Source organism: Vibrio sp. V12_P9A6T4, from assembly GCF_963874835.1.
GTDB classification, from domain to species: domain Bacteria; phylum Pseudomonadota; class Gammaproteobacteria; order Enterobacterales; family Vibrionaceae; genus Vibrio; species Vibrio anguillarum.
This window is the reverse complement of the sequence record NZ_CAWNJO010000071.1, coordinates 20,733-43,967: the sequence shown is the minus strand read 5'-3', so window position 1 is coordinate 43,967 and position 23,235 is coordinate 20,733. Positions and strand designations below refer to the sequence as shown.

Genomic DNA, 23,235 nt, shown 5'->3' with positions numbered 1-23,235 from the left:
AAAGTAGCCAATATTGCCTTTTGTTGAAAATAATGATTGAAGTTGTGGTTTTTAGTAGATAAGTTACAGGGGAGAGCCGAAAGCAAGGCTGCGTATAGATCCAACCTGTCCGTTGTTCGGTAGGCAGTAGAAAAGAATAAGGAAGAAGTAAGCAATGTTTCAGACTGATGATGTAAAAATTAAACGAGTTAAAGAGTTATTACCTCCTGTTGCGGTTCTAGAAAAGTTTCCGGCAACAGAAGTTGCTTCTTCAACCACATTTCAGGCTCGAGAAGCCATTCATAATATTCTACAAGATAAAGATGATCGCTTATTGGTGATCATTGGCCCATGTTCAATTCATGATCCTCAAGCGGCTGTTGAATATGGAAAACGTCTTAAAGTGTTGCGCGATGAACTAGGTGATCGCCTTGAAATTGTCATGCGTGTCTATTTTGAAAAACCTCGTACGACCGTCGGATGGAAAGGGCTCATTAACGACCCTTATTTAAATGATACCTATAAAATTAACGATGGTTTACGCATGGCGCGTAAGTTACTGCTTGATTTGACCGATATGGGGATGCCGACAGCGAGCGAATTTTTGGATATGATCACACCGCAGTATGTGGCTGACCTTATCAGTTGGGGTGCTATTGGTGCTCGTACAACAGAATCTCAAGTTCACCGTGAACTCGCATCGGGTCTATCTTGTCCGGTTGGGTTCAAAAATGGGACAGATGGCAATATCAAAATCGCTTCTGATGCGATTCGCTCTGCCAGTGCATCGCACCATTTCTTGTCGGTCACTAAGTATGGTCATTCGGCCATCATTCAAACGGCAGGCAACCCTGATTGCCATATCATTCTACGAGGTGGTAAAGAGCCAAACTACAACGCTCAACATGTCGCGGCTATCAAGCAGGAACTAGAAATCTCCGGTTTACCACAAAAAGTGATGATTGACTTTAGCCACGCAAACAGCTCTAAACAGTACCAGCGTCAACTTGTGGTATCACAAGATGTGAGCGAGCAGATTGCATCGGGTGAACATGCTATTTTTGGTGTGATGATTGAGTCTCATCTCGTTGAAGGACGTCAGGATCTCGTGGATGGTTGTGCGGCCACTTATGGTCAATCGATTACGGATGCATGTATTGGCTGGGATGACACTGAAGTGGTATTGCGTCAGTTGGCTGGTGCCGTAGAGGCGCGTCGCGCACGCTAAATATGGCGTCACTCTATAATATAAAGTATCAACAGAGCTCCCGATTTGGGGGCTTTTCTATTTAGGCTTAGACTCAGCTCTGATCGCGTCACTTTAAGCGCTATGGTTGTGCAAAATGCTCAGATAATGCTGAACGACGATTTTTGCTTGGGTCGCCGTTTTCATCGTTTTCTACCGTGCTTTCATAGCCTTGTTTGATAAAGCGTTGTAAAGGCATTACAGGTTCAATGCGCTTGAGTTGAGGGGAGTTTGTTGTCCCAGCAAGTTGGTAAATGGTTACGCCACTACCAGTGTTAATCACAATTTTATCCCCATCATATTCAAACTGAGTGCTGACTAAGCGATTATTTCGAAACACGCCATTTGAATTGAGAGTGAGAATCTCAGTGCTATAGCTGGGTGTACCGATTTCGATCCATGAACCATAGACATTTTTGGGGCTTGTATACTCTTGATAGCTCACTAAAAGTAAAGTGGCAAAACCAGCTGCGATAGTGAACAGCACTATCCAAAAAACACTTTTTAATACCCACTTTTTTTTCATGTGGTGACCTGAAGAGGCTTTATTTGCATGCGTGAAACCCTTAACTGCCATTCCCACTCCATAACGTAAGCAATCAGCGACTAGTACTTGTAAGGCTAACCAATTAAAACAAGGCTAGAGAGTGGAATATGTCGTGTGGTTTAGCAAATGTCACACCGGAAAATATGATCTTTTTTCCAAAACCAGTACTAATGGATGACAAGATGAACATTGCATCATGAATTTTGTTGACTTACTGATCAGTATAGGTCGCGTTTCACTATTTGTTTAATCCCAATTGCCACTTGTGTATTTTTACGATTTCAGATAAAACGGCTTACAAACGTGTTATTCACCATATTTTGGTGATTTATTTTACAAGGAAGAGAAATGATCAAAGAAAACACATACTTCGATGGGGCTGTTAAATCTTTAGGTTTTGCTCACCAAAGTAGTGACAGTTCGGTGGGCGTAATGGCTCCTGGCGAATACACCTTTGGCACGGCCGCTCCTGAGCGTATGAAAGTCATCAAAGGTTCGTTAACGATAAAGCGTTTAGGGGATGAACATTGGTCTACATTTAAAGCGAATGAATCTTTTGAAGTCGCTGAGAATTCGTCCTTTGATTTGAAAGTTGCCGAAGCAACAGCTTATTTGTGCGAATATTTGTAGTTGAAATAGGGCTTAAAAGCCCTATTTCTTATTGAGCTGTTAAGCCAAATTTTGCATAGATAGCTTCGATCCTTCCACTTTTTACCATTTCAGACAGAGCGTTTTGTAATGCATCCGCTTGTGGATGGCTTTTAGGCATACCGTAATAGTTGCCGATAGTGTTTGGATAGTAGTAGGTTGCTACTTGGTAGTTACTAAAATTGATTGTTTTTAATTCCACTTCTAGCGCAGGTAAATCCAATACGATAACGGTATCTATTCTCTTTGCCTCTAGCATTCTTGCTAGGTTGAAGTCATCATTAACAACCGTTCTATTTATCTCTTTGTCTTGATCAAACGCTTCGAAATAAGCGGTACCTCTTTTCACACCGACATTTAGCTCTCGTAAATCTTGATAATTGTTGATTGCTGGCCCATCACTGCGAGTGACAAAAACAATATTCCGTGTTTGCTCACTTATAGGACCGATAAAGCGAACAAATGCTTCTCTGTCTGCTGTTCGTATGACACGTGGAACAATGTCAACAGTACCATTTTCTAAAGTAGCAAGGCTGCGAGGAAATGGAATGTTTCGCCACTCGATATCGAAGCCTATATTTTTTGCTGCTTCTTCAATGATTTCCTTTAATGGGCCGCTGATTTTTTGACTATCTGGGCTGATCACCATTTCTGGTGGTCGATGCCTAAAATCAGCTTTAAGGGTGTTAGCAAAAAGCGTTGAGCTGATCAGCACTGCTGCCAATGAAATGAGAATATTTCTAGTCAATACCCACATATTTCGTGCCTCTCGTCAAATTTACTACTTGAGTATAGGCAAACTTTCTGAGAACCCCAAAATGACACTTAAGATCAGCCGGATGGCTACCCTATGGTTAATACTGTTCAAACACACCTGAGTTGTAGTCTTTAATTGCTTGTTCTATCTCAGAAAATGAGTTCATTACAAACGGCCCATAATGCACGACAGGTTCATCAATGGGTTGCCCCATTAGCAACAATACTCCGCTCGTATCATTGGCTTTTAATGTTAAGAACTCACCTTTTGAGAGCAACGCTAGCTCGCCTTGCTTCAACACTTTACTGCCTAGCTGTGCATTGCCTTTGTAGGTAAATGCCATGACATTAAAGTGATTTGGAGTGGCGATCTCTAATTGGCTACCCGGTGTTGCTTGCCAGTCGGCTACACTCAATTTAACGCCCGTTTTTGTTAATGGGCCAGTTACTATCTGGTTGCCACAAGTGACATCACCCGCGAGTACTCTCAGCAGGCCAGTCTCTTGGGAGTGGTATTCGGTAATGGTTTCGGGTTGAAAGTCGTGGTATTGCGCTGGCGCCATTTTTTGGCTAGCAGGCTGATTGATCCAAATCTGAAAACCGTGCAACTGACCTTCAGTCATGATTGGCATCTCGCTGTGAATAACACCTCTTCCTGCGGCCATCCATTGGGCACCTCCAGAGCGTAATTCACCGACATTACCCATATGATCTTGATGTTGGAAATGCCCATTTAGCATATAAGTGAGCGTTTCGATTCCTCGGTGTGGATGAGGAGGGAATCCGCCAATATAATCGGCTTTTTGATCAGATTTAAATTCATCGAGCATTAAAAATGGTGAAAAATTAGCATTATTAAAGCCAGCAACGCGGCTAATTTTTACGCCATCTCCATCCGAAGTGGGTTGTGCGGGGATTATCTGTTTTATTTCACGTTGCGTTAGCATAATGATTCTCCTTGTCGGTATAACATCAGTCTAAGACAAGGTGCTGATAAAGAAGAGCGCTGAGTTTTGAAGGTCTTCGTCGAGAAATTCGAACATATCTTGAGGGGGGCTATAATTAAAGTAGCTTGGATCACGAGGAGGATGCCCAATGTCTATGTTGCCCAAACATGAAGATCAGAATCCGCATTATGATCCCAAAGAGGATTTTACGCTTGAGCAGATGCACCGATTTACCAAGGTAGCTAATCAAGCGCAGAAAAATCGCGATACGCTTGAACAGCTCAGTGACAAAGACGTTTCCATTGTTGAAGCAGCAAGGCGTGCGGCAATGAGGCCAGTGATTCACCCTAAACCAAATAAACCTAATACAGCACGCTACGCCGCATGGATGGTGGTGGTATGTGCAGTAGGTTTGTGGATTATGTATATGACTCGCTAGCTTTCTTTATTGGTGTCACTGTTGCTGAATGGGTTGCAGTAGATGCTTCAGTATGGTCAAGTGAAAGATGTTGGTAATACTGATATTGATTTTTGCCGTTGTGTTTTGCTGCGTACATCGCTTTGTCTGCGCACCGAGTCAGCTCGGCCAAGTTATCAGCATCGGAAGGAAACAAAGCAGCGCCGATGCTGACGGTGAGGTTATTGATCATTTCTGAGCCTTGATATTTATCTTCAAACAGATAACAAATCCGGTTGAGAACGCCATCCAAATCCTTAACCGTTTTGATATCGTAAAGTAGTAGCACGAACTCATCTCCGGCAAATCTCGCGATGGAGTAATCGTGTTTATCGGTCTTCCGGTCTTTATTTCGGACGTTGTTTTTTAAACGATTGGCGAAATACTGCAAGACTCGATCCCCGACCTCATGTCCGTAGCTGTCATTAATGGACTTGAAATTATCAATGTCTAGAAAGACGAGTGCGGTGATGGTTTTTTTATCAGTCTGCTGGGAGAGTCTTTCACGTGCCCAAGTTTCGAAACTCCAACGATTGGCGAGCCCAGTCAGTTGGTCGGTGTAGGCAAGGTCTTCAATTCCCTCTTGATAAAGATGCTGGATATAGCAAACCGCTTTGTTGTAGTAGTAAGAGGAAATATGACACATGCAACAGAGTGCGATGAGACTGAGAAAAAACCGATCTATGGGGAGATATTGAGGAAGAATATCGGCTCCGGAGAGTTGTACTGAGACGCCAATTAGCATAAAGAAACTGCAGCTAAAAACTAAGCCTATTCGAAAGTCATTAATGAAGATCACCGCCGCAATAATTGGAAACAACCACAGCACATTGCCGACCATATGCTGCCCATATAGTAGTAATATGACCCCTTTTGTTAACAAGATGGCACTGAGGAATAAATCGGCATAGGAGGTGTTATCAGAGTGATGGTAGAAATACAGGTAATTAGAGGCAATGGCGATCAAGCATAATAAATTAAAAGTGCTCAGGTAATATTGCTGTTCAAGAAAATGAAGAATGCCATAAAAGGCGAAAAGTAGCACAGACACAAACGAGCATAAGGCAACGACCCTACGCTTGCGTGACGCTCGCATATTGGCCATCTCTTCTAAATGTCTACCTACCAGTTCAGTCATACTCGATCTCGATGCTATCCTAAAGTATTAGATACCGAGTTAAGTCTAGAATAAATAACAGAGTTTTGCGGACGAAGTGCATGGAGTAAGTTGAAAAATACAATGGCTAATCATTTTGCGTTTTCGTTAAGTCATTAGGCTATTAATAATCGGTGAACAATGGTCTTATAACTTATTGTATTATCAGCATGTTTTGTCGATTATTTTAACGTTGTCCAAATAAGTCATTATTTAAGCCATTATTTTTTATAAAAAAATGAATATAAGCAAATGTGGATATAGCAAAAAAATCTAAGCCGTCCTGTAGTTACATCGCAAATTTAGTTACATCACAAATTCTTTTTTGATCCAACTTCTTAGCACTAAGATACTCTCTTGTTTCAGTTGCTCTTTGGCACAAACGAAGTAGTAGTCTTGATAGGGATTAGTCACTGCGGAACCGAGTTCTTGTAGTAGGCCTAACTTGATGTCATCTTTTACAAAGAGGCGATGGGTAACGAAAATACCTAATTGGCGGATAGTTGCTTGTACGGCTTGTGCTGAAGAAACAAATGATAGGTTTTTGCGACTTTCTGGCATGCTAAGTTGATAAGCATCGCACCAAATTTGCCAGTCTTTTTTGCGGCGCTCGTTCACAGCGATAATCGCTGGGTGGCATTTAAGTATGGATGAAAGCGTCTGCTTATCACCTTGCTTTATGAGTTCAGGGCTGCATACCAGCACCAATTCATCTTCGGCAAGTTTCTCACAATAGTAGTCTTGCCACTCATCTTGTTTACCATGAACAATCGCGATATCAACGTTCTCTGATGTTAGAGAAAAAGTGCCTGTTAAACTCGATATTCTCACGTCTATATGTGGCGCGTGCTCTTGAAAGCGGTTAACTCGTGGTATCCACCAGTGCAGCGCTAATGAGTTGACCATGTTGAGTGTCAGTCGGTTATGGCGCTCATCTCTCATAAGCACTTCAGTTGCTTCAACGATTTGCTCCAAAGCAGGCGCAATTCTCCGATAGTATTTTTGACCAGCATTATTGAGTACGACGTGACGCCCAACGCGATTGAATAGCGGCTGGTTTAGCTGGTTCTCTAATGCTTTTATTGATTGACTGACGGCTGAATGACTAACATTAAGGTGCTTTGCTGCATCCGTCATACTGCCTGTTTCTGCTACGGCAATAAATGAGTAGAGTGACTTGAGCGGAGGTAGTTTTCGCATTGGTAAGTTTCTCTTACAGGTTTGGTTAATATTACTCGTTATTTTTCCTTTCGTCATTGTTCTATGATGGCTGTACTAGAGGAGAGTTGTATGAACCCACGAATTTTGGCCCCATTATTTATGTTGTCCTCCACATTTAGCTTGTCATTGACAGGGCTACTGTCTAAGTTTCTTGCACATGAGATACCGCTACAAAGTCTCAGTTTTCTCCGATTTTTACTCCCCGCGCTTATATTGTTGGGAGTAATGAGCTTGACTCATTTCCGTTTTCCTCCCAAAGGTATGAAACGGGCTCTGTGGGTTCGCTCAGTATGCATTGCAGGCTGTCAGCTCTGTTTTATTTACTCACTTCAGCACCTTTCTTTGGTGGAAAGTGTCGTATTGTTCAGCACTGGTCCACTGTTTATTCCTTTGTTAGAAAAATTAATATTTGGTGTAGTGATGAAAGCTGGCACGGTTGTGAGCTTGGCCATTACATTTATCGGGGTGTTACTGCTGGCTGGCGATGTTTCGGGCATCCATTTACGGATGGAGTTATTGGTCGGTTTACTTGCGGGAGCGCTGAATGCGGGATCGCAGTTAAGCTTATATCGAGCGACGAAAAGTAATATGCGATCTATTGATATCAATGCTTGGACGTTTGTGTGTGCATCAATCTTATTACTGCCTTTGTTATTTCTTCCTACCGTAGACGCGAATGTACTTCAACAAACCTGGGGCAGCTTGCAGCAGTTAGCTGTGGTTATTGCCTTGAGCGGAGTCTCTATATTAGTCATTAACACTCAAATTTTTCGAGCCAAAGCCTACCGTCTGGCACACTCTGGCTCGCAGCTCGCTCCGTTAATTTTTACCAATTTGCTTTTTACCGCTTTATGGCAACAGTTGTTTTTTAATGTGCAGTACTTGCCAACACAAATGGTAGGGTTGGGCTTGATTGTGATGGCAACTTTTACTGGAATTCTTATCCCGAAGCTATTTAAATCCTCAGTATCGTCAAACCAGCTTAAATCAGCTTAACCCGCTTGTTGTTACTGTCTGATGAGCCCATAAGGCAGGCTAGAAAATACCTTAGGATTATTTTTCACTGTGGGCGCTTGGTTGGTTTTCTGCCAGTCAAGTAACATAATGGCAAGTACATTGCGGTGCTCTCCGTCGGCAAGGTCAAACACACCTGAGGTAGAGGGGATCATCCCTTTCTTTTTATCAATCGCTTGTTGAATTGCGAGACGAGTTTTTTCTACAACAGGATCCTTTTCTAAACCTGCGAGTAGAAAAGTGATCCCAACTTCAGCAACCACATCTTCCTTCGCTCTTAGCAAAATGGTATCGATATTATTGCGAAAGTAGTCGAAGATCCATTGATGCTGCTGCTCTTTAATGGGATTTTGATAGTATTCCGAATCGGCAAAAATAATGTGTGTCATGCCATACAGCTTATTGCCATATTGTTGCACGGAGAGTGCTTTATCAGCAGAATCTGGGTATGTTTTCCTAAAGCTATCAATGAATGGTTGTACGACATCTTGTTCACCTAACTGGCGTAACCAATAGACTTGGTTAGCAAGTTGTGCGGCCCACGCTTTAATCATTTCTTCATCAGTGGCGTACTTAGTAAAATCATAACGGCGGATCACTTGGCGCAAAAGCTGATCTTCTTTATGTTTCAAACCATATTCGTTGGCACGGGCCATAGAGCCTAATAGGTCGACGCCTAAGTAGAGGTATTCTGGCATATGTTTAGTGGCGATATAGCGTAATTGGCTGCGTTCATCTTCGTCATCGAGGTATCCAGCCAAACGTTGCTCAGAGTAGAGAAAAACCTGTTCAGCAGTTGAAACTTCTGCGGAAAATTGATTAAGTCGGCTTGCTACGCGAGCAAGATCACTCCACACCGCTGCTGAATATTTAGGATCTAGAGTTTGGCGATACATCCGTAACCCATAGTGCCCCTCTTTGAATGCCGGCAATGTGAAAAGTTGCTCTTCATAGGTTTGACGAATAAGCTCCGCAGATTCAGAAAAAGTGTTATTCGTTGTTGACGCCGGCTCTGCATAGCCAGAGGCAGGCAACCACAATGTAATAGCTAATCCCAGAAATAGGCCACTCTTTTTTAATAACATGATGAAAACACACCTCTAAGCTAATATTCATAATAACATTAGCATTTAATGGATTTATTATTGTTGGTGATGTGTCAAGTGTGCGTAAAATGACCGCTTTGAGCCGTCGTTAGGATAATGCGTTTAGCTGATTGTGCTTTTTACGCTATGCAAATTGATGAATTAAAATATTGCTATGTTAGCAAAAAGCTACGAGTTCATTTGGTTATATCAACAAATTTGTAATTAATTTGGGTATTCCCCCATTAATTACGTTAATCTTAAGTAAGAAGCACTATTCTAAATAGAGCAAGTAAAACCATACACATGTAGTGATCGCTACAGGCTAGTGAGGGAGAGTTGCATGAGACATATCTCAGGCAAACAGTGGTCTGTCAATTTGCTTCTCGTTGCCTTCATCATTTTTTGTGGAGGGTTGATCGAAATTATCAATTTCAATCAACGAAGTTTTATCCGAGATAATCTTCAAACCAGAGCAAAGGAAGAGCTTTCGATTATTCGAGCTCAGTTAGAAGCTGCCATTTTGTCTGACATCTATGTAGCAAATGGGTTAACCAGTTTAATTGCGATTAACGCCCATTCTCAGTTCGAAGATTGGGAAAAGATTGCGGCTAATATTTTACATGAAGGTAGACATTTGCGCGTGATTGGGCTTGCGCCTGATGATGTGATTCGTTACACCTATCCATTGAGCGGAAATCACAAAACGATAGGCTTAGATTACCGTACCGTTCCCAAACAATGGGCCACGATCTTAAAAGCAAGGGAGATCCAAGAGATCTTCATTGCAGGCCCTGTGAACCTAGTTCAAGGTGGGCGAGGCCTTGTTGCTCGGATTCCTATATTTACTGACCCTCCTGATAACCAACAATATTGGGGAGTATGCAGTGTCGTGATCGATTTAGATTCGTTATTACTTTCCACTGGCGTTGAACGTTTTACTCACCGCTTTAATTTGGCGATACGTGGGGTAGACAGTACTGGTTCGGAAGGCGAGGTATTTTTTGGTGAACAAGAGGTGTTCACGAAAGCTTTTGCAAAACAAAGTGTTCATTTTCCCTATGGCGGCTGGGAAATTGCTGTTGCGCAGAAAAGCGATGTTTTAGGTCAAGTGCCTTGGTATCAGGTTCACATTGTACGGCTGTTAGGTTATCCGATCTTAATCTTGTTGGTTGCGGCGTTTATTACGATATATCGCTTGTACTCTATTGCTAATGAAAGAGCACTTCATGATGAATTAACTCAGCTTCCTAACCGTCGGTACTTCATGTATACGCTTGATCGATATTTTGAGCAGGCTATAAAAATGGACCAATCGGCTGGTTTTGTCATCCTCAACATTGATATTGATAAGTTCAAATCGATCAATGACACCTATGGGCATGCGGCGGGTGACAAGGTGTTGATTGCTTGTGCGGAGCGAGTGAAAAGCGTATTGCGTTCTTCGGATTTAGTTGCACGTATTGGCGGTGATGAGTTTCTGGTTTTGCTGTCTCGAGTATCGGACAACGATGATATTGAGCGGATCAGTCTCAAAATAAAAAGTGCGTTGTGTAATGCGCCAGTCATTTATGAGCAGCACTTAATTAACCTACATGTCAGTGTAGGCGCAGCCGCATTTAGCCCAGAATTTGATAATGTGGATGCGATGTTGAAACTGGCTGATGAGCGGATGTATCAAGAAAAGAGGCAGCAGTACTACTAAATTATTTATTCAGATTTGCATTTTGAAATTTAATTGCAAAATGCAAATTTATTATGCGACACGTTGTAATGAAACCGCTCATAAAGTAGACAGATAAGGTGTTTTTTGGCAGTTTTAAAGTTGGCATGCATCCTGCTATATAGTAAGTGACCCTTCTAAGCCGAGGGTCACCTAGCCAACTGACGTTGTTAGTGAACCTTATTTTTGTTCACACTTATTAATAGCCAATCATACTTTTTGTGATTGGCTTTTTTTATTTTTACGCTCTGCAACTAGCCAGCACATTTCTCATAGCAGCTTGGTTTTCTTGGACAGACAGCACCGCGTGAGCAGATTAAGCGCGCATTATTTTCAATTCCGCGTTCAATCCAATTAATATTAAGAATTTTAGCAATAGTCGTGAGATCTTTTTTAATATGTCTTGGAATAAGAGAGCTTCCGCCGTTGCTGACGCATAACGCTTTGAGCTCCTCAGCAATTGAGTGAGCATCCCCACCTTGTGCATTGATGGCTGGATTCAAATCTATTCCTGCGCATAGCACTCGATTATTGCCTGCTGGATCGATCATATTGACGGATTCACAGCAATATATTCTCGGCTCATCACCTACATTCAAAATCGAAATTTGCGCAGAGCTGCCACTTTGCGGCTCTGAAAGACGTCTAAACACGGCCCAATGCTGGCAAGGGTCATTCACTTTACGCATATTCCCCCACGGTAGAGGGATCCCATTGCCACGATAAACCGCTTTTAATTTGCCTTCACCATAAGCATCGAAATAGTGCCAATGCGGATAGGGTGACACGACCGTCATGCGTCTCATCGCAACAGAAGGAGAAACCCCTGCTTTCAAATGTACATCGATTTCGTAGCCGCTGCGATCAAGAAGTTGTCGATAAGGCACTTTGGGGCACAGTAGTGCGCCAGCAAAAAAACTCGATTCAAAATCTCGCCATGCCTGAAGGATATCTTGGGAATTTAATTCGCAGGTGGCGGTGGCATCAGGCGTTTCTTCCCAACTGTTTGTGTGGCCAACCGTTAAGACACTTTTTAGTCCCTCTTTGCTGTGCAGAATATTGTGGCCAATATACACCGCGAGGTCGTACTTTAGGCGAGTTGGGTACTCACGTAGAATTTCATTGAGGTAGATCGTGCATGGTGGTTCAAAAAAAGAGGTAATAAGTTGTTTGGCGCTAACACCAAGCTCATCAACAACATCTTGCGGGGTTCTCGTGACCCAGCGGATAACCAAACCAAGGCTTTTGGCGATGTCGATAAGATCTTCAACAGCTAAGTTTAAGCGTTTTAAACCCACTTCTTCTGCCGCTCGCTCAAGATCTGGGAAGTGGTTTTGTAAACTCTCTTGGTGAGCACGGATCAATAGATGAGCAAACTGTTTGCCAGTGATCCCGGTTTGGGAAAGCATCTCTGGGATCGCGATTTGTAAAATATCATTTGAGAATAAAAAGCTAGGTTCAAGAGCCATACCGCTGATCCCACCTCTGTTACCCTTGTCAGGAGTAATATCCGTTTGACCTGGTTCATCATCTAAAAACCAAGCGGGATCTTTTTGGAAAACTTGGGCAATGACCTCCAACATATCAACACTAGGCACCCGTTTTCCACGCTCAATCATCGAAAGGTATGAAACGGAGGGGGCGTATTCTGGGTTGATACGAATACAGCGTGCCGATAAGTCTTCCATCGTTAGGTGATTACGCTTTCTTAAGTTTCTGACTTTTGTCCCTAAGAAATGTGACTGACGAACTAAGCTTTTTGATAAGGCCATTTTGTAAAATTCACACTGTAAAATTTTTGTTGTGAAATTGTAGTAAAAAATTGGTTAATCTACCAAGTAAGCAAGGTCACAAATTTGCACAAAGGTTAAACGCAAGTTTGGAATAATTGCTCTAGAACACAAAATGTTGAGTTACCTATAAGGAAAAGACGATGAATATGCTGACATTCGATAAAACAGAAATCCAAAAACTAGATAAACCCTTTATCGCTGAAGCCGTCTTCGCCGTCGAGACTATCAGTGCTAATCAACAAAATGAAAAGCAGAGTAGAGCGAAGCAACTACTCGATAGATTGTTCCCTTTGGCGACGGGCTCTCATCAAGATGTGACCAGTTATGTGATCGATTACCGCCATGTGTTGGCTTATTTCAAGGATGGGCGTCATAGTGGTTTGAAGCACCCAAAACATTTTGTTGCCTTCAATGGTGAAAAGGAGTCACCATGTTCGATCTTGTTCCGTGATGGAAGTGGTAGTCATGTTGAAGTGATGTTAGGCTGCACTAAAGGGACTGGGCGCGTTGAGCTGATAGAGATTAATGATATTCAGTTAGAAACGTGTACCACATTTACCCAATCGGTGGAAGAAATGCCCAGCGCCGCAATGCGCCACTGGGTAAGCCTAGTCAAAGGTGATGAAAAGGGTAAGCCTCAAGCTTGTAGTGAAGATAAGGAGTACACCGCAAAAGATGGTGAAGACTATTACTTAAACTACAGTTTTAACCTTGCTTAGGTTATAGATGCGTATTGGGATTAAATGGGGCGTGGCGCCCCTTTTACTTTTCTATCCATAAATTGAGGTTTATGGAACTTGTGATTGCTTTTCAGCTACCTATAAGCCATAAGAGGTTGAAGCGATTAAAGCGGCATAACACGGTTGCGGCCTAACTGTTTTGCTTCATAGAGCAGTTTATCTGTTCTTTCTATCAAAGACTCGGACGTATCACCTAGTTGTAATTCTGTCACACCAAAAGAGGCGGTAATATTACCAACTTGGTTTCCTGAACGGCGATCCTTCACGCTCATTTTCTCTATCGAACGGCGCAGTGATTCTGCAAACTGTCTGGCAATGCGCAGTGTTTTATTTGGAACAATTAAAACGAACTCTTCGCCGCCAAATCGGTAGGCGGTAATGCCATCTCGACAGCTACTCTGAAGCTTTTTAGCGATGCCTTTGATGACGGTGTCACCAAATAGGTGGCCGTAATTGTCATTAAAAGATTTGAAGTGATCGATATCTAATAAGATCAGGCTTATTGGTTGCTGCGCGCTTATTAGGGTAAAGAGATCATCATTGAACGAACGGCGGTTATATAAACCGGACAATCCATCGAATAAAGCCTCTTTTTGCACCTCGGCAAGCTGCTCTTTCAGTCGATGAATTTCTTTACTGGCACTATTAAGTTGACCATTTAGAAACTGAGTTGAATGGCGAATATCTCGCGATTCAGTGACCAATTGGCGAACCACTTTCATCACCTCTTCGATCGATAAATCATCGTTTTCGACTCGTTCTAATTCACTAAAACTTTTATCAATCACTCTGGCAAATTCGCTGGTATCGGTTAGGGTATCTGACATTGAACTTGCGACTTCATTGACTAACACTTCAATGTTGTTGCGTAGCGTGCTTAAACTGGTTTCAGAGCGCGATGCGACATAGCTGTTATAGAGTTGAGAGCTTGCCGCGGGAGGACAAAGGCCAAAGTTTTCCAATACAGAATCGAGTTCTCGATTGAGTTGAGGTATGGCGTTGTCAACATAGGTATACCAAAGTGCATAGTTAGCAGGTGTTGCCGCCACATGATTTTTCATCATCAACGGTACTGCTTTTTTTAAATTGGCTGTAGATCTCTTAAAGTCGTCGCTGGTCATTATCGTAAAATTAATAGACAGTCACAGATATTCATACCGCTAAGATTAGCGGATATCCCAAAGTTATGCGCTAAAAAAATGCAACTAAAGTTTGAAGTTGAATTTTTATTTACGGTGAACAATCGATTCTTGATGTAGATCAAACACAACAGACAGACATAGTAGGGGGTTTTTTATATATTGAATCGTTGAATGATTAAAATAAGTTGGTTACTGAATCAAGGAGTAATAGATGGAGATGTATGATATTGAATCGTTTTTGGATATTTTACCTCAGGTAGAAAGTAGCTATCCGTTTGGTCCTGACGCGTTGGTTTTCAAAATTCGCGGTAAAATGTTTGCCTATACTTCTCAGTCGAGAGAAGAGCCGTTTGTGACATTGAAGTGCACTCCAGAAGATGGTGAAGTTCTGACCAGTGCCTTTTCCGCTATTCGTCCTGGTTATCATATGAATAAAAGACACTGGATCTCCGTTAAGTTAAACGGAGATGTTGACCAGATGATGTTAGAGGAATTATGTGAACGCTCTTATCAGCTTGTAGTGAGTAAACTGAAAAAATCAGATAGAGAAGCGCTTCAGGCTCTGTTTGTGCAAGCAAAGCTTGATTAAGCGGTATCCTTACGTTGTTCCAGTTTTTTTGCGCCACGCAGCATCGCTTCTATTAATTCTGTTGCGTTAAATTTTTCCAAAGCTTCGTGGGCTCCGACTTGGTGAGCTCTATCCAAACAGATCTCACTGGAAAGCGAGGTGTGAAGAATACAATAAGCATGGCTCAGCATTGGATCATTTTGAACCTCAAAGGCCAGTTCATATCCATCGAGGCCCGGCATTTCAATATCACTGACCAGCAAATCGATCGCACGTTGATGTTGAGCGTCTTGACGCATCAGCTCAATGGCATCAAGCCCATTTTTACAGATTTGGTAAGGGATGTTGATACTGTCTAAGGCATCTGACAATTGTTTACGTGCAATAGATGAATCATCCACCAGTAAAATACGCAGTGCTTTTAATCGCTCACGTTCAATATCAGTCAGCATCGGGATCTTAGTTGATTCATACTGTGGATAAATTTTTGAAAGTAATAATTCGACGTCAAGTAACTGCACAATCTGTTTTTGATAGCGGGTTATGCCAGTGACAAAAACGTCTTTTCCCGCCACTGCAGGTGAAGACTCGATTGTTCGCCAGTCACACTCGATGATTTTCTCAATGCTACGTACCATAAACGCAACTACAGTTCGCAGGCAGTCCGTCACGATTAAGTAGCATTGTTTATATTCGCTAGGTTGAATTGCTCTAAAGCCAATGGCGGCAGCCATATCAATGACAGGTACCGTCAAGTTACGGATAGTCACCGTTCCGATCACATGGTGATGAGAATATGGGATTTGTGTCATTGGCATGTAAGGGACAATCTCTCGTACTTTCAGAGTCCCGATAGCAAAAAGCTGTTTCTGAGTGTTCAATGTGAACATCAACATGCCTTGGGATTGGTTTGCCTTACTGGGGGTTTTAGCCATAACACCTTACTCAACGTTGTTTCTTATGCTTAATACTAAACGATCTCTTACTGACGGCAATGCGTTAAATGCAAATAAACAGTATAACCGTATGTTTATTGATCTTTTGCACTCTTACATTGGGGTTGGACTCTTGAAAAGCATCCGTTACACTATTTGCAGTAGCAAATTTATTGAGAAAAATGATGGCAAGAACGGCAGCGGCTCTTCACATTTTAGTGAAGCATAAAGAACAAGCTGAAGATATTATCGCTCAGTTAAAAAAAGGAGCGAAATTTCAAACATTAGCCAGAAAATATTCTACCTGTCCTTCTGGTAAAAAAGGGGGCGATCTGGGTGAGTTTCGTCAGGGGCAGATGGTACCTCAATTTGATAAAATCTGTTTCACTGGTGAGGTACTGACACCCCATTTGGTGAAAACCAAGTTTGGTTGGCATGTTGTAAAAGTTCTATATCGGACCTAGCCTCAATAGGGTGATTTTCTCATCGATGTTGATTTTTAAAGTAATAGTCAATGAGCAGTGAGTGCCACGCTTTTTCTTAACACCAGAAGTGCGTGGTGCTTTTCATTCGTTAGGAATGACACTCGATTCTTTATCTTTTTTATTCCATTACCTTTTATAGAATGGCCTACTACACCCAAACTACTTCAAGTAGTAAGGTATATAAATAAAACAGTCATTTGTTCTCATAAATAAGAATGCACAATAACTTCATGAATTAAATGGATTTATTCATTAGGTTTTTTATTAAAATGAGAGCGGGTTATTTTGAGATATTGACTTATAGTCGCTTAACGTTAGTTTTATCAAGTGAGCGGTATGATCTAGGAGTTTAAAATGAGTGAAGAAAAAAAAATTAACGTTCGATTGCTTTCTGATGTTTGTATGCAGTCTCGCTTACTTAAAGATTCGCTAGAGTCAAAGTTGCCGATTAGTATTGATATCTCTCCGCTTTGCGATACGTGGATGAATGATAACAGTCTATCATCCTATAAAATTCAATTGGTTATCATCGACTATTCTCGCGTTGATGAAAATAATTTTGCTGATTACTCAGCATTTAAACGCTTATCCTGCCCTGATGCAAAAGAAGTGCTTATTAATTGCCCGCTAGATATTGAACCTAAAATGCTCTTTAAATGGCAGAATCTTGTGGGTGTATTTTATACCAATGATCAGCTTGAATCTTTAGTTAAGGGCATGGAAAAAGTGCTTGATGATGAAATGTGGTTTAATCGAAAATTGGCTCAGGAATATATACAGCATTATCGTGCAGGTAATTCATCTATTACCTCTCAAGCTTATGCTAAATTAACGAAAAGAGAGCAGCAAATAATTAAGCTACTTGGCTGTGGTGCATCTAATATGCAAATTGCAGATGAGTTGTTTGTAAGTGAAAATACAGTAAAAACACATTTACATAATGTATTTAAAAAGATAAATGCTAAAAATAGACTTCAGGCATTATTATGGGCAAAAGATAATATTGGTATTGAAGAGTTTAATTAAATTTTATTTATTTTTAAATAAGACAGCCCCTATCAAAGGGGCTGTCTTATTTTCTTAACTGAATTTCTTTTTATTCGGCTTCGATGCCTTTTTCTTTGTAAAGGCGGCGGCATGCACGTCCATCGCTGTGGAAGAGATGGCAGCGATGCCCTGGAATACCAATTGTCAATGTATCACCTGTTTCAACGCCCAAAGTATCAGGCTGGCGGTAAATTACATCAGAATCAGAGCCTTTCAAGTTCATGTAGACTTGTGTTTCATTGCCGAGTTTCTCAACCATCATCACCTTGCCTTCAATTTTCGCGTCACCATCTTCAGCGCTCAGCAAGTGCTCTGGACGCACACCTAATGACATACGCTCGCCGCGAGTGATCGTGGTTCCATCGACCAAAATCCAAAATGAGGTTCCATTAGAGAGTTGAACTTTCACACGTTCGGCTTCGACATCTTCGATGAATACGCTCATGAAGTTCATTTTAGGAGAACCGATGAAGCCTGCGACGAAACGATTTTCTGGGTAATGATACAACTCAAGTGGTTTACCTACTTGTGATACGAAACCAGCATCCAAGACCACGATTTTGTCAGCCATTGTCATTGCTTCGACTTGGTCATGGGTAACGTAAATCATAGTGCAGCCCAATTTGCGTTGCAGTTTGGTTATCTCTGAACGCATCTGTACGCGCAGCGCTGCATCTAGGTTAGACAGCGGCTCATCAAGCAAAAAGACATTCGGTTGTGAGACTAAAGTACGCCCAATCGCGACACGCTGACGTTGGCCACCTGAAAGAGACTTAGGTTGACGTTCAAGCAAATGGCTGAGCTGGAGAATATCGGCGGCGTGCTCAACACGTTGCTCGATCTCCTTTTTATCGGCTTTGGCCAACTTTAGGCCAAAAGACATGTTGTCGAAAAGATTAAGGTGCGGGTAGAGCGCATAGGATTGAAATACCATGCCGACGCCACGTTTAGAGGGTTCAACATCATTCATTCGCTTATCGCCAATAAACAAGTCACCCGAGGTGATATCTTCTAGGCCTGCGATGCAACGCAGTAGGGTGGATTTCCCACAACCTGACGGACCGACAAAGACGACAAATTCGCCTTCTTGAATTTCTAAGTCGACATTTTTAGAAATTAATACATCACCGTATGCTTTACATACATTTTTTAACGTGACACTCGCCATAGAGCTCGTCCTCGATCAATATTTTTTATAAATCACTGCCCATCATTATATGAGTTTTCTTGCAGGCAATGACAGCAGGAATTGGGTAAGGTGGTTAATAATGTAAGAAAAAGGGTGATGTCTTCAAATTAAGGGAGTTTGAAGAAAGCATCACCCATCCATGCCAATGATTTAGTTCACTTCCCCTGCACATTGAGCGTCTCCCCCGTTATAAAATCAATTACCACGAACGCTCATTTATGACAGCAAACCAATCTAGCGATGTAAGCCAGTAAACGATGAGTTACTGGAAAAGGCTCTTACTATCCACTCTGGGATGACTGTATTTTGTGTGATGTGTGTGTTTGATACATCCTCCTAATTGAGTTTTTTATAGGGGGGAGTAGCGATGGATGCGATGGAGGAGGGGTTTAAGGGCTGAGTTAGATCCAGTTCAAATAATTAATGGCTGTTAAGTGGAAGCATGTCACAAAAAGGTATTTTTTTGTGATTGAGCTCTCTAACCTTGAGCGATGATGATCACGAAAATAGTCCATAATATCGAGGGCGTAGGGCGTAGGAGGATGAGTCAAGTTAGGTTTTCTCTGATTATATATGACGAAATACGGCGAAACCTGTTGGTGAGCCCTACAACACAAAAATAAAAAGGATATGAACATGAAAAACGCCCTAAGCACAGTCGCGCTAAGTACTCTAGTTGCTCTTGGTTCGTTTGGTGCACATGCTGCTATTGAAGAAGGACAACTCACCATTTGGATTAATGGTGATAAAGGCTATAACGGTTTGGCTGAAGTGGGTAAGAAATTTGAGGCGGACACGGGTATCAAAGTGACCGTGGCCCACCCTGACGCACTTCAAGATAAATTCCCACAAACCGCAGCAACGGGTGATGGACCTGATATTGTGTTCTGGGCTCATGACCGTTTTGGTGGTTATGCAGAAGCTGGCTTGCTGGCTGAAATTAAACCTTCAAAAGCGATTCAAGAGGGTATCGTGGATTTTGCCTGGGATGCGGTGAAATACAACGGTAAAATCATCGGCTACCCAGTCGCGGTAGAATCCTTGTCTCTCATCTATAACAAAGATCTTGTGCCAAACCCACCGAAAAGCTGGGAAGAAGTGGAAGCGTTGAACGCCAAACTTAAGAAAGAGGGCAAAACGGCCATCATGTGGAACTTGAAAGAACCGTATTTCACATGGCCTCTTATGGCTGCTGATGGCGGTTACGCATTCAAATACACGATTGATGGCTATGATGTGAAAGATGCGGGTATCGCGAATAAAGGCGTAAAAGACGCGATGAACTTCGTGAAAGGCTTAGTGGACAAAGGCGTGATCTCTCCGGATATGGACTACTCTGTTTCTGAAGCTGCGTTTAACCAAGGTAAAACGGCAATGACGATCAACGGTCCGTGGGCTTGGGGCAACATTGAAAAATCAGGCATTAACTACGGTGTGACGACATTACCGAAATTTAACGGGCAATCTTCCAAGCCGTTCGTGGGCGTATTGACGGCTGGTATCAGCACCGCTTCTCCAAATAAAGATCTCGCGATTGAGTTTATCGAAAACTACTTACTCACCAATGATGGTCTGCGCATGGTCAATAATGACAAACCTCTTGGTGCGGTGGCTCTTAACTCTTTCCAACGTGAGCTTGATGCAGATACACGCATCGCCGCGACAATGGATAACGCAATGAATGGCGAAATTATGCCGAACATCCCTCAGATGAATGCATTTTGGGGCAGCGCGAAAAGTGCAATTATCAATATTGTAGATGGCCGCCAAACTGTCGATGCCGCACTGGCTGATGCAGAAAAACAAATGACTAAATAATTCGGTTTTGGTCAAGCCCTTAAGGAGAGGGTAACCTCTCCTTCATTTTACGTTTATATCGCTAGCAGGTTCTTCTATGCAGTCAGTTCAAGGTACAGATGCTTTGTCAGCACCCGAAACGGCACTTCCTTCCAGTAAAAATGTGCTCATTAAATGGGCATTATTAGGTACGGTTGGTATCGTTAACGGTTACGCCACTATTCTTATGTATTCTCGCGGTGAGCTCGCCTTTGCGCTGCTTACTCTCATTCTTACCGCTCTGGCCCTTTATATTTTCGGCAGTAAACATACTTACGCACACCGCTATATTTATCCGGGTATCGCGGGAATGATCTTATTCATCCTCTTTCCTTTGGCCTACACCGTTGGTCTGGCTTTTACTAACTACAGTGCTAAAAACCAACTCTCTTTAGAACGTGCACAAACCGTGCTGTTGGATCGAACTTATCAGGGCGGGGAAAGCTATCCTTTCACTCTATACAAAACGGAAAGTGGTTATCGAATTGCAATCGAAGATGGAGAGCAGACGCTCGCTACCGACGTATTTTCCTTAAATGGCTTATCGGTGACCGATATGGACCTTCAACCTATTGAGGGTATTGAGGGCACCAAAGAGCCGATTAAAACCATTATTAATCACCGTGCTACGTTGAGCTCAATTGATCTGCATTTCCCTAGTGGTGAAGATGTACGCATGAGTGGCTTGCGCAAGTTTGCCGCCGTATCGCCGCTTTACACCATGCAAGATGATGGCGAAACGCTGGTCAATAATCAAACAGGCGAAATACTACGGCCGAATATGGATGTTGGCTTTTATCAACCAGTGGACGAAAGTGGTCAATTTATCGGTGCGACAGTATCGCCTGGTTTTGTGGTGAAAATTGGCACACATAACTTTGAGCGTGTATGGAAAGATGACGGTATTAAAGAGCCTTTCATCAATATCTTTATCTGGACGGTCGTTTTCTCAACCTTAACCGTGATTTTCACTCTTATGATAGGGTTAGTGTTGGCTAGTGTTGTGCAATGGGAAGAGCTTAAAGGCCGCGCCGTTTACCGAGTGCTATTAATCCTGCCTTATGCTGTTCCTGCCTTTATTTCTATTTTGATCTTCAAAGGCTTGTTCAACCAAAGCTTTGGTGAGATCAATATGGTGCTCAACAGTATTTTTGGCATTAGTCCTAGCTGGTTCTCAGACCCCTTTCTCGCTAAAAGTATGGTGCTGATCGTCAATACTTGGCTTGGTTTTCCTTACATGATGATTTTGTGTATGGGTCTTTTGAAAGCGATTCCAGAGGATTTATATGAAGCATCGGCGATTGATGGTGCAGGTTTTTTACACAACTTCACCCGTATCACATTGCCGCTCATGATCAAACCAATGACTCCGTTACTTATTGCGAGCTTTGCGTTTAACTTTAACAACTTTGTGATGATTCAACTTCTGACACAAGGTGGCCCGAATATGATTGGTACTTCAGAGCCAGCCGGTTACACCGATTTACTCGTAAGCTATACCTATCGTATTGCGTTTGAAGGAGCTGGTGGTCAAGACTTCGGTTTGGCTAGTGCCATCGCAACCTTGATCTTCTTACTGGTTGGTGGGTTAGCACTACTCAACTTACGTTTTACGAAGCTGTCACAGAATTAAGGAGTAATCGTTATGGCGATGGTACAAGGTCAATCTCTCAAATATCGCTTATGGGCGACTCATGTTGCTCTGTGGGCATTTTTATCGCTGATCATTTTTCCACTATTGATGGTCATTGCGATTTCATTTCGTGAAGGGAACTTTGCCACGGGCAGTTTGATCCCAGATAACCCATCTCTAGAACACTGGAAATTGGCATTAGGTTTTGCTGTCACTAATGCTGATGGCTCTGTTACACCGCCGCCATTTCCGGTTCTGACTTGGTTATGGAATTCAGTGAAAGTAGCAGGCATTACTTCAGTGCTCATTGTGGCCCTATCGACAACGTCTGCTTATGCCTTTGCGCGCATGCGTTTTAAAGGTAAAGACACCATCCTAAAAGCGATGATGATTTTTCAAATGTTCCCAGCGGTACTGGCACTGGTTGCGATGTATGCACTGTTTGACAAATTAGGTCAATACATCCCATTTCTTGGCTTAAATACGCATGGTGGTTTAATTTTCTCCTACCTAGGTGGTATCGCACTGCACGTATGGACGATCAAAGGCTATTTTGAAACGATAGATAACTCATTAGAAGAAGCGGCTGCTTTAGATGGAGCTACACCATGGCAAGCCTTTAGACTGGTGCTGCTACCACTCTCTGTGCCGATTCTTGCGGTTGTGTTTATTCTCTCGTTTATTGGGGTGGTTGGTGAAGTACCAGTGGCATCTTTGCTACTTTCTGATGTAAACTCATATACATTAGCGGTGGGTATGCAGCAGTATCTTTATCCTCAGAACTATTTGTGGGGAGATTTTGCAGCAGCAGCAGTGTTGTCTGCTTTACCTATCACTGTCGTATTTTTGCTTGCACAGCGCTGGTTAGTCGGAGGACTTACGGCCGGTGGTGTGAAAGGATAATAACGATAGGGCGACCGTGAGGTCGCCCATATTGTATTAGCTTAACGTATTTGGTTTGGCCGCCGATCAGTTAAGTAATATGCAAATCTGGCGTTACGCATAGCTGGCTGTTAGCTTTATTCCTTACTATCCAACAAACTAACAGTTTTTGTAACCAAGACCCGAGCATTGCTTGGGTTTTTTTA

The 23,235-nt window shown here is 42.4% G+C and carries 22 protein-coding genes; 12 read left to right on the top strand and 10 right to left on the bottom strand.

What is annotated here, in order from left to right; genetic code table 11:
• Positions 1-154: 154 nt before the first annotated feature.
• Positions 155-1,207 carry a 3-deoxy-7-phosphoheptulonate synthase AroG gene (gene aroG / locus AACQ42_RS11795; RefSeq protein WP_013868087.1) on the top strand — a complete coding sequence of 351 codons (1,053 nt, stop codon included), beginning with the start codon at positions 155-157 and terminating at the stop codon, positions 1,205-1,207.
• Positions 1,208-1,307: 100 nt separating this feature from the next.
• Here the strand turns inward: aroG and AACQ42_RS11790 are convergent, their stop codons facing one another.
• Complete coding sequence (locus AACQ42_RS11790) at positions 1,308-1,751, bottom strand: DUF2850 domain-containing protein (RefSeq protein ID WP_176429650.1); 444 nt, start codon at positions 1,749-1,751, stop codon at positions 1,308-1,310.
• A gap of 369 nt (positions 1,752-2,120) precedes the next feature.
• On the opposite strand from AACQ42_RS11790, the gene ppnP reads away from it, so the two are divergent.
• A complete protein-coding gene (ppnP, locus tag AACQ42_RS11785) occupies positions 2,121-2,402 on the top strand; it encodes a pyrimidine/purine nucleoside phosphorylase (RefSeq protein WP_094165289.1) in 282 nt (93 codons plus the stop codon).
• Positions 2,403-2,430: 28 nt separating this feature from the next.
• Here the strand turns inward: ppnP and AACQ42_RS11780 are convergent, their stop codons facing one another.
• Both AACQ42_RS11780 and AACQ42_RS11775 read right to left on the bottom strand, forming a co-directional pair.
• A complete protein-coding gene (locus AACQ42_RS11780; protein ID WP_094165287.1) occupies positions 2,431-3,177 on the bottom strand; it encodes a substrate-binding periplasmic protein in 747 nt (248 codons plus the stop codon).
• A 97-nt stretch (positions 3,178-3,274) separates the two neighbouring features.
• On the bottom strand, positions 3,275-4,123 hold the full coding sequence (locus AACQ42_RS11775) for a pirin family protein (RefSeq protein WP_094165285.1): 849 nt from the start codon (positions 4,121-4,123) through the stop codon (positions 3,275-3,277).
• Positions 4,124-4,271: 148 nt separating this feature from the next.
• Between AACQ42_RS11775 and AACQ42_RS11770 the strand changes: the two genes are divergently transcribed.
• Positions 4,272-4,562 carry a hypothetical protein gene (locus AACQ42_RS11770; protein WP_013868082.1) on the top strand — a complete coding sequence of 97 codons (291 nt, stop codon included), beginning with the start codon at positions 4,272-4,274 and terminating at the stop codon, positions 4,560-4,562.
• On the opposite strand, the gene AACQ42_RS11765 is transcribed toward AACQ42_RS11770, so the two are convergent.
• Together AACQ42_RS11765 and AACQ42_RS11760 are read right to left on the bottom strand one after the other, a co-directional pair.
• Entirely contained in the window at positions 4,543-5,718 is a 1,176-nt protein-coding gene (locus AACQ42_RS11765; RefSeq protein WP_094165283.1) for a GGDEF domain-containing protein, read from the bottom strand. The two genes, AACQ42_RS11770 and AACQ42_RS11765, sit on opposite strands and share 20 nt — an antisense overlap.
• 324 nt (positions 5,719-6,042) lie before the next feature.
• Positions 6,043-6,936, bottom strand: a complete 894-nt coding sequence (locus AACQ42_RS11760; RefSeq protein WP_094165281.1) for a LysR substrate-binding domain-containing protein — start codon at positions 6,934-6,936, stop codon at positions 6,043-6,045.
• A gap of 90 nt (positions 6,937-7,026) precedes the next feature.
• On the opposite strand from AACQ42_RS11760, the gene AACQ42_RS11755 reads away from it, so the two are divergent.
• Positions 7,027-7,953, top strand: coding sequence for a DMT family transporter (locus AACQ42_RS11755; protein ID WP_094165279.1), 927 nt, complete (start codon positions 7,027-7,029; stop codon positions 7,951-7,953).
• A gap of 11 nt (positions 7,954-7,964) precedes the next feature.
• On the opposite strand, the gene AACQ42_RS11750 is transcribed toward AACQ42_RS11755, so the two are convergent.
• A complete protein-coding gene (locus tag AACQ42_RS11750; RefSeq protein WP_094165277.1) occupies positions 7,965-9,056 on the bottom strand; it encodes a DUF3541 domain-containing protein in 1,092 nt (363 codons plus the stop codon).
• Positions 9,057-9,384: 328 nt separating this feature from the next.
• On the opposite strand from AACQ42_RS11750, the gene AACQ42_RS11745 reads away from it, so the two are divergent.
• Complete coding sequence (locus tag AACQ42_RS11745; protein WP_017045991.1) at positions 9,385-10,761, top strand: diguanylate cyclase; 1,377 nt, start codon at positions 9,385-9,387, stop codon at positions 10,759-10,761.
• Positions 10,762-11,033: 272 nt separating this feature from the next.
• Here AACQ42_RS11745 and AACQ42_RS11740 read toward each other — a convergent pair whose 3' ends face one another.
• On the bottom strand, positions 11,034-12,551 hold the full coding sequence (locus AACQ42_RS11740) for a DUF3612 domain-containing protein (protein ID WP_017047432.1): 1,518 nt from the start codon (positions 12,549-12,551) through the stop codon (positions 11,034-11,036).
• Between the two features lie 161 nt (positions 12,552-12,712).
• On the opposite strand from AACQ42_RS11740, the gene AACQ42_RS11735 reads away from it, so the two are divergent.
• Positions 12,713-13,291, top strand: coding sequence for a malate synthase (locus AACQ42_RS11735; RefSeq protein WP_013868075.1), 579 nt, complete (start codon positions 12,713-12,715; stop codon positions 13,289-13,291).
• Positions 13,292-13,416: 125 nt separating this feature from the next.
• On the opposite strand, the gene AACQ42_RS11730 is transcribed toward AACQ42_RS11735, so the two are convergent.
• Positions 13,417-14,433, bottom strand: coding sequence for a GGDEF domain-containing protein (locus AACQ42_RS11730; protein ID WP_017045993.1), 1,017 nt, complete (start codon positions 14,431-14,433; stop codon positions 13,417-13,419).
• Between the two features lie 232 nt (positions 14,434-14,665).
• Here AACQ42_RS11730 and AACQ42_RS11725 point away from each other — a divergent pair, with 232 nt between their 5' ends.
• Positions 14,666-15,043, top strand: a complete 378-nt coding sequence (locus tag AACQ42_RS11725) for an MmcQ/YjbR family DNA-binding protein (RefSeq protein WP_017045994.1) — start codon at positions 14,666-14,668, stop codon at positions 15,041-15,043.
• Here the strand turns inward: AACQ42_RS11725 and AACQ42_RS11720 are convergent.
• Positions 15,040-15,957, bottom strand: coding sequence for a chemotaxis protein (locus tag AACQ42_RS11720; protein WP_013868073.1), 918 nt, complete (start codon positions 15,955-15,957; stop codon positions 15,040-15,042). The two genes, AACQ42_RS11725 and AACQ42_RS11720, sit on opposite strands and share 4 nt — an antisense overlap.
• Before the next feature lie 185 nt (positions 15,958-16,142).
• On the opposite strand from AACQ42_RS11720, the gene ppiC reads away from it, so the two are divergent.
• Positions 16,143-16,421, top strand: a complete 279-nt coding sequence (ppiC, locus tag AACQ42_RS11715; protein ID WP_026027858.1) for a peptidylprolyl isomerase PpiC — start codon at positions 16,143-16,145, stop codon at positions 16,419-16,421.
• Between the two features lie 375 nt (positions 16,422-16,796).
• On the top strand, positions 16,797-17,468 hold the full coding sequence (locus AACQ42_RS11710) for a LuxR C-terminal-related transcriptional regulator (RefSeq protein WP_013868071.1): 672 nt from the start codon (positions 16,797-16,799) through the stop codon (positions 17,466-17,468).
• 70 nt (positions 17,469-17,538) lie between these two features.
• Here the strand turns inward: AACQ42_RS11710 and malK are convergent, their stop codons facing one another.
• Positions 17,539-18,657 (bottom strand): maltose/maltodextrin ABC transporter ATP-binding protein MalK, encoded by a 1,119-nt coding sequence (gene malK, locus AACQ42_RS11705; protein WP_017045996.1) that lies wholly within the window; start codon positions 18,655-18,657, stop codon positions 17,539-17,541.
• Positions 18,658-19,314: 657 nt separating this feature from the next.
• Between malK and malE the strand changes: the two genes are divergently transcribed.
• From malE to malG, 3 genes are all read left to right on the top strand, one after another.
• A complete protein-coding gene (gene malE, locus AACQ42_RS11700) occupies positions 19,315-20,496 on the top strand; it encodes a maltose/maltodextrin ABC transporter substrate-binding protein MalE (RefSeq protein WP_026027705.1) in 1,182 nt (393 codons plus the stop codon).
• A gap of 76 nt (positions 20,497-20,572) precedes the next feature.
• Positions 20,573-22,147 (top strand): maltose ABC transporter permease MalF, encoded by a 1,575-nt coding sequence (gene malF, locus AACQ42_RS11695; RefSeq protein WP_013868068.1) that lies wholly within the window; start codon positions 20,573-20,575, stop codon positions 22,145-22,147.
• A gap of 12 nt (positions 22,148-22,159) precedes the next feature.
• Positions 22,160-23,050, top strand: coding sequence for a maltose ABC transporter permease MalG (gene malG / locus AACQ42_RS11690; RefSeq protein WP_010317575.1), 891 nt, complete (start codon positions 22,160-22,162; stop codon positions 23,048-23,050).
• The last annotated feature ends 185 nt before the right edge of the window (positions 23,051-23,235 follow it).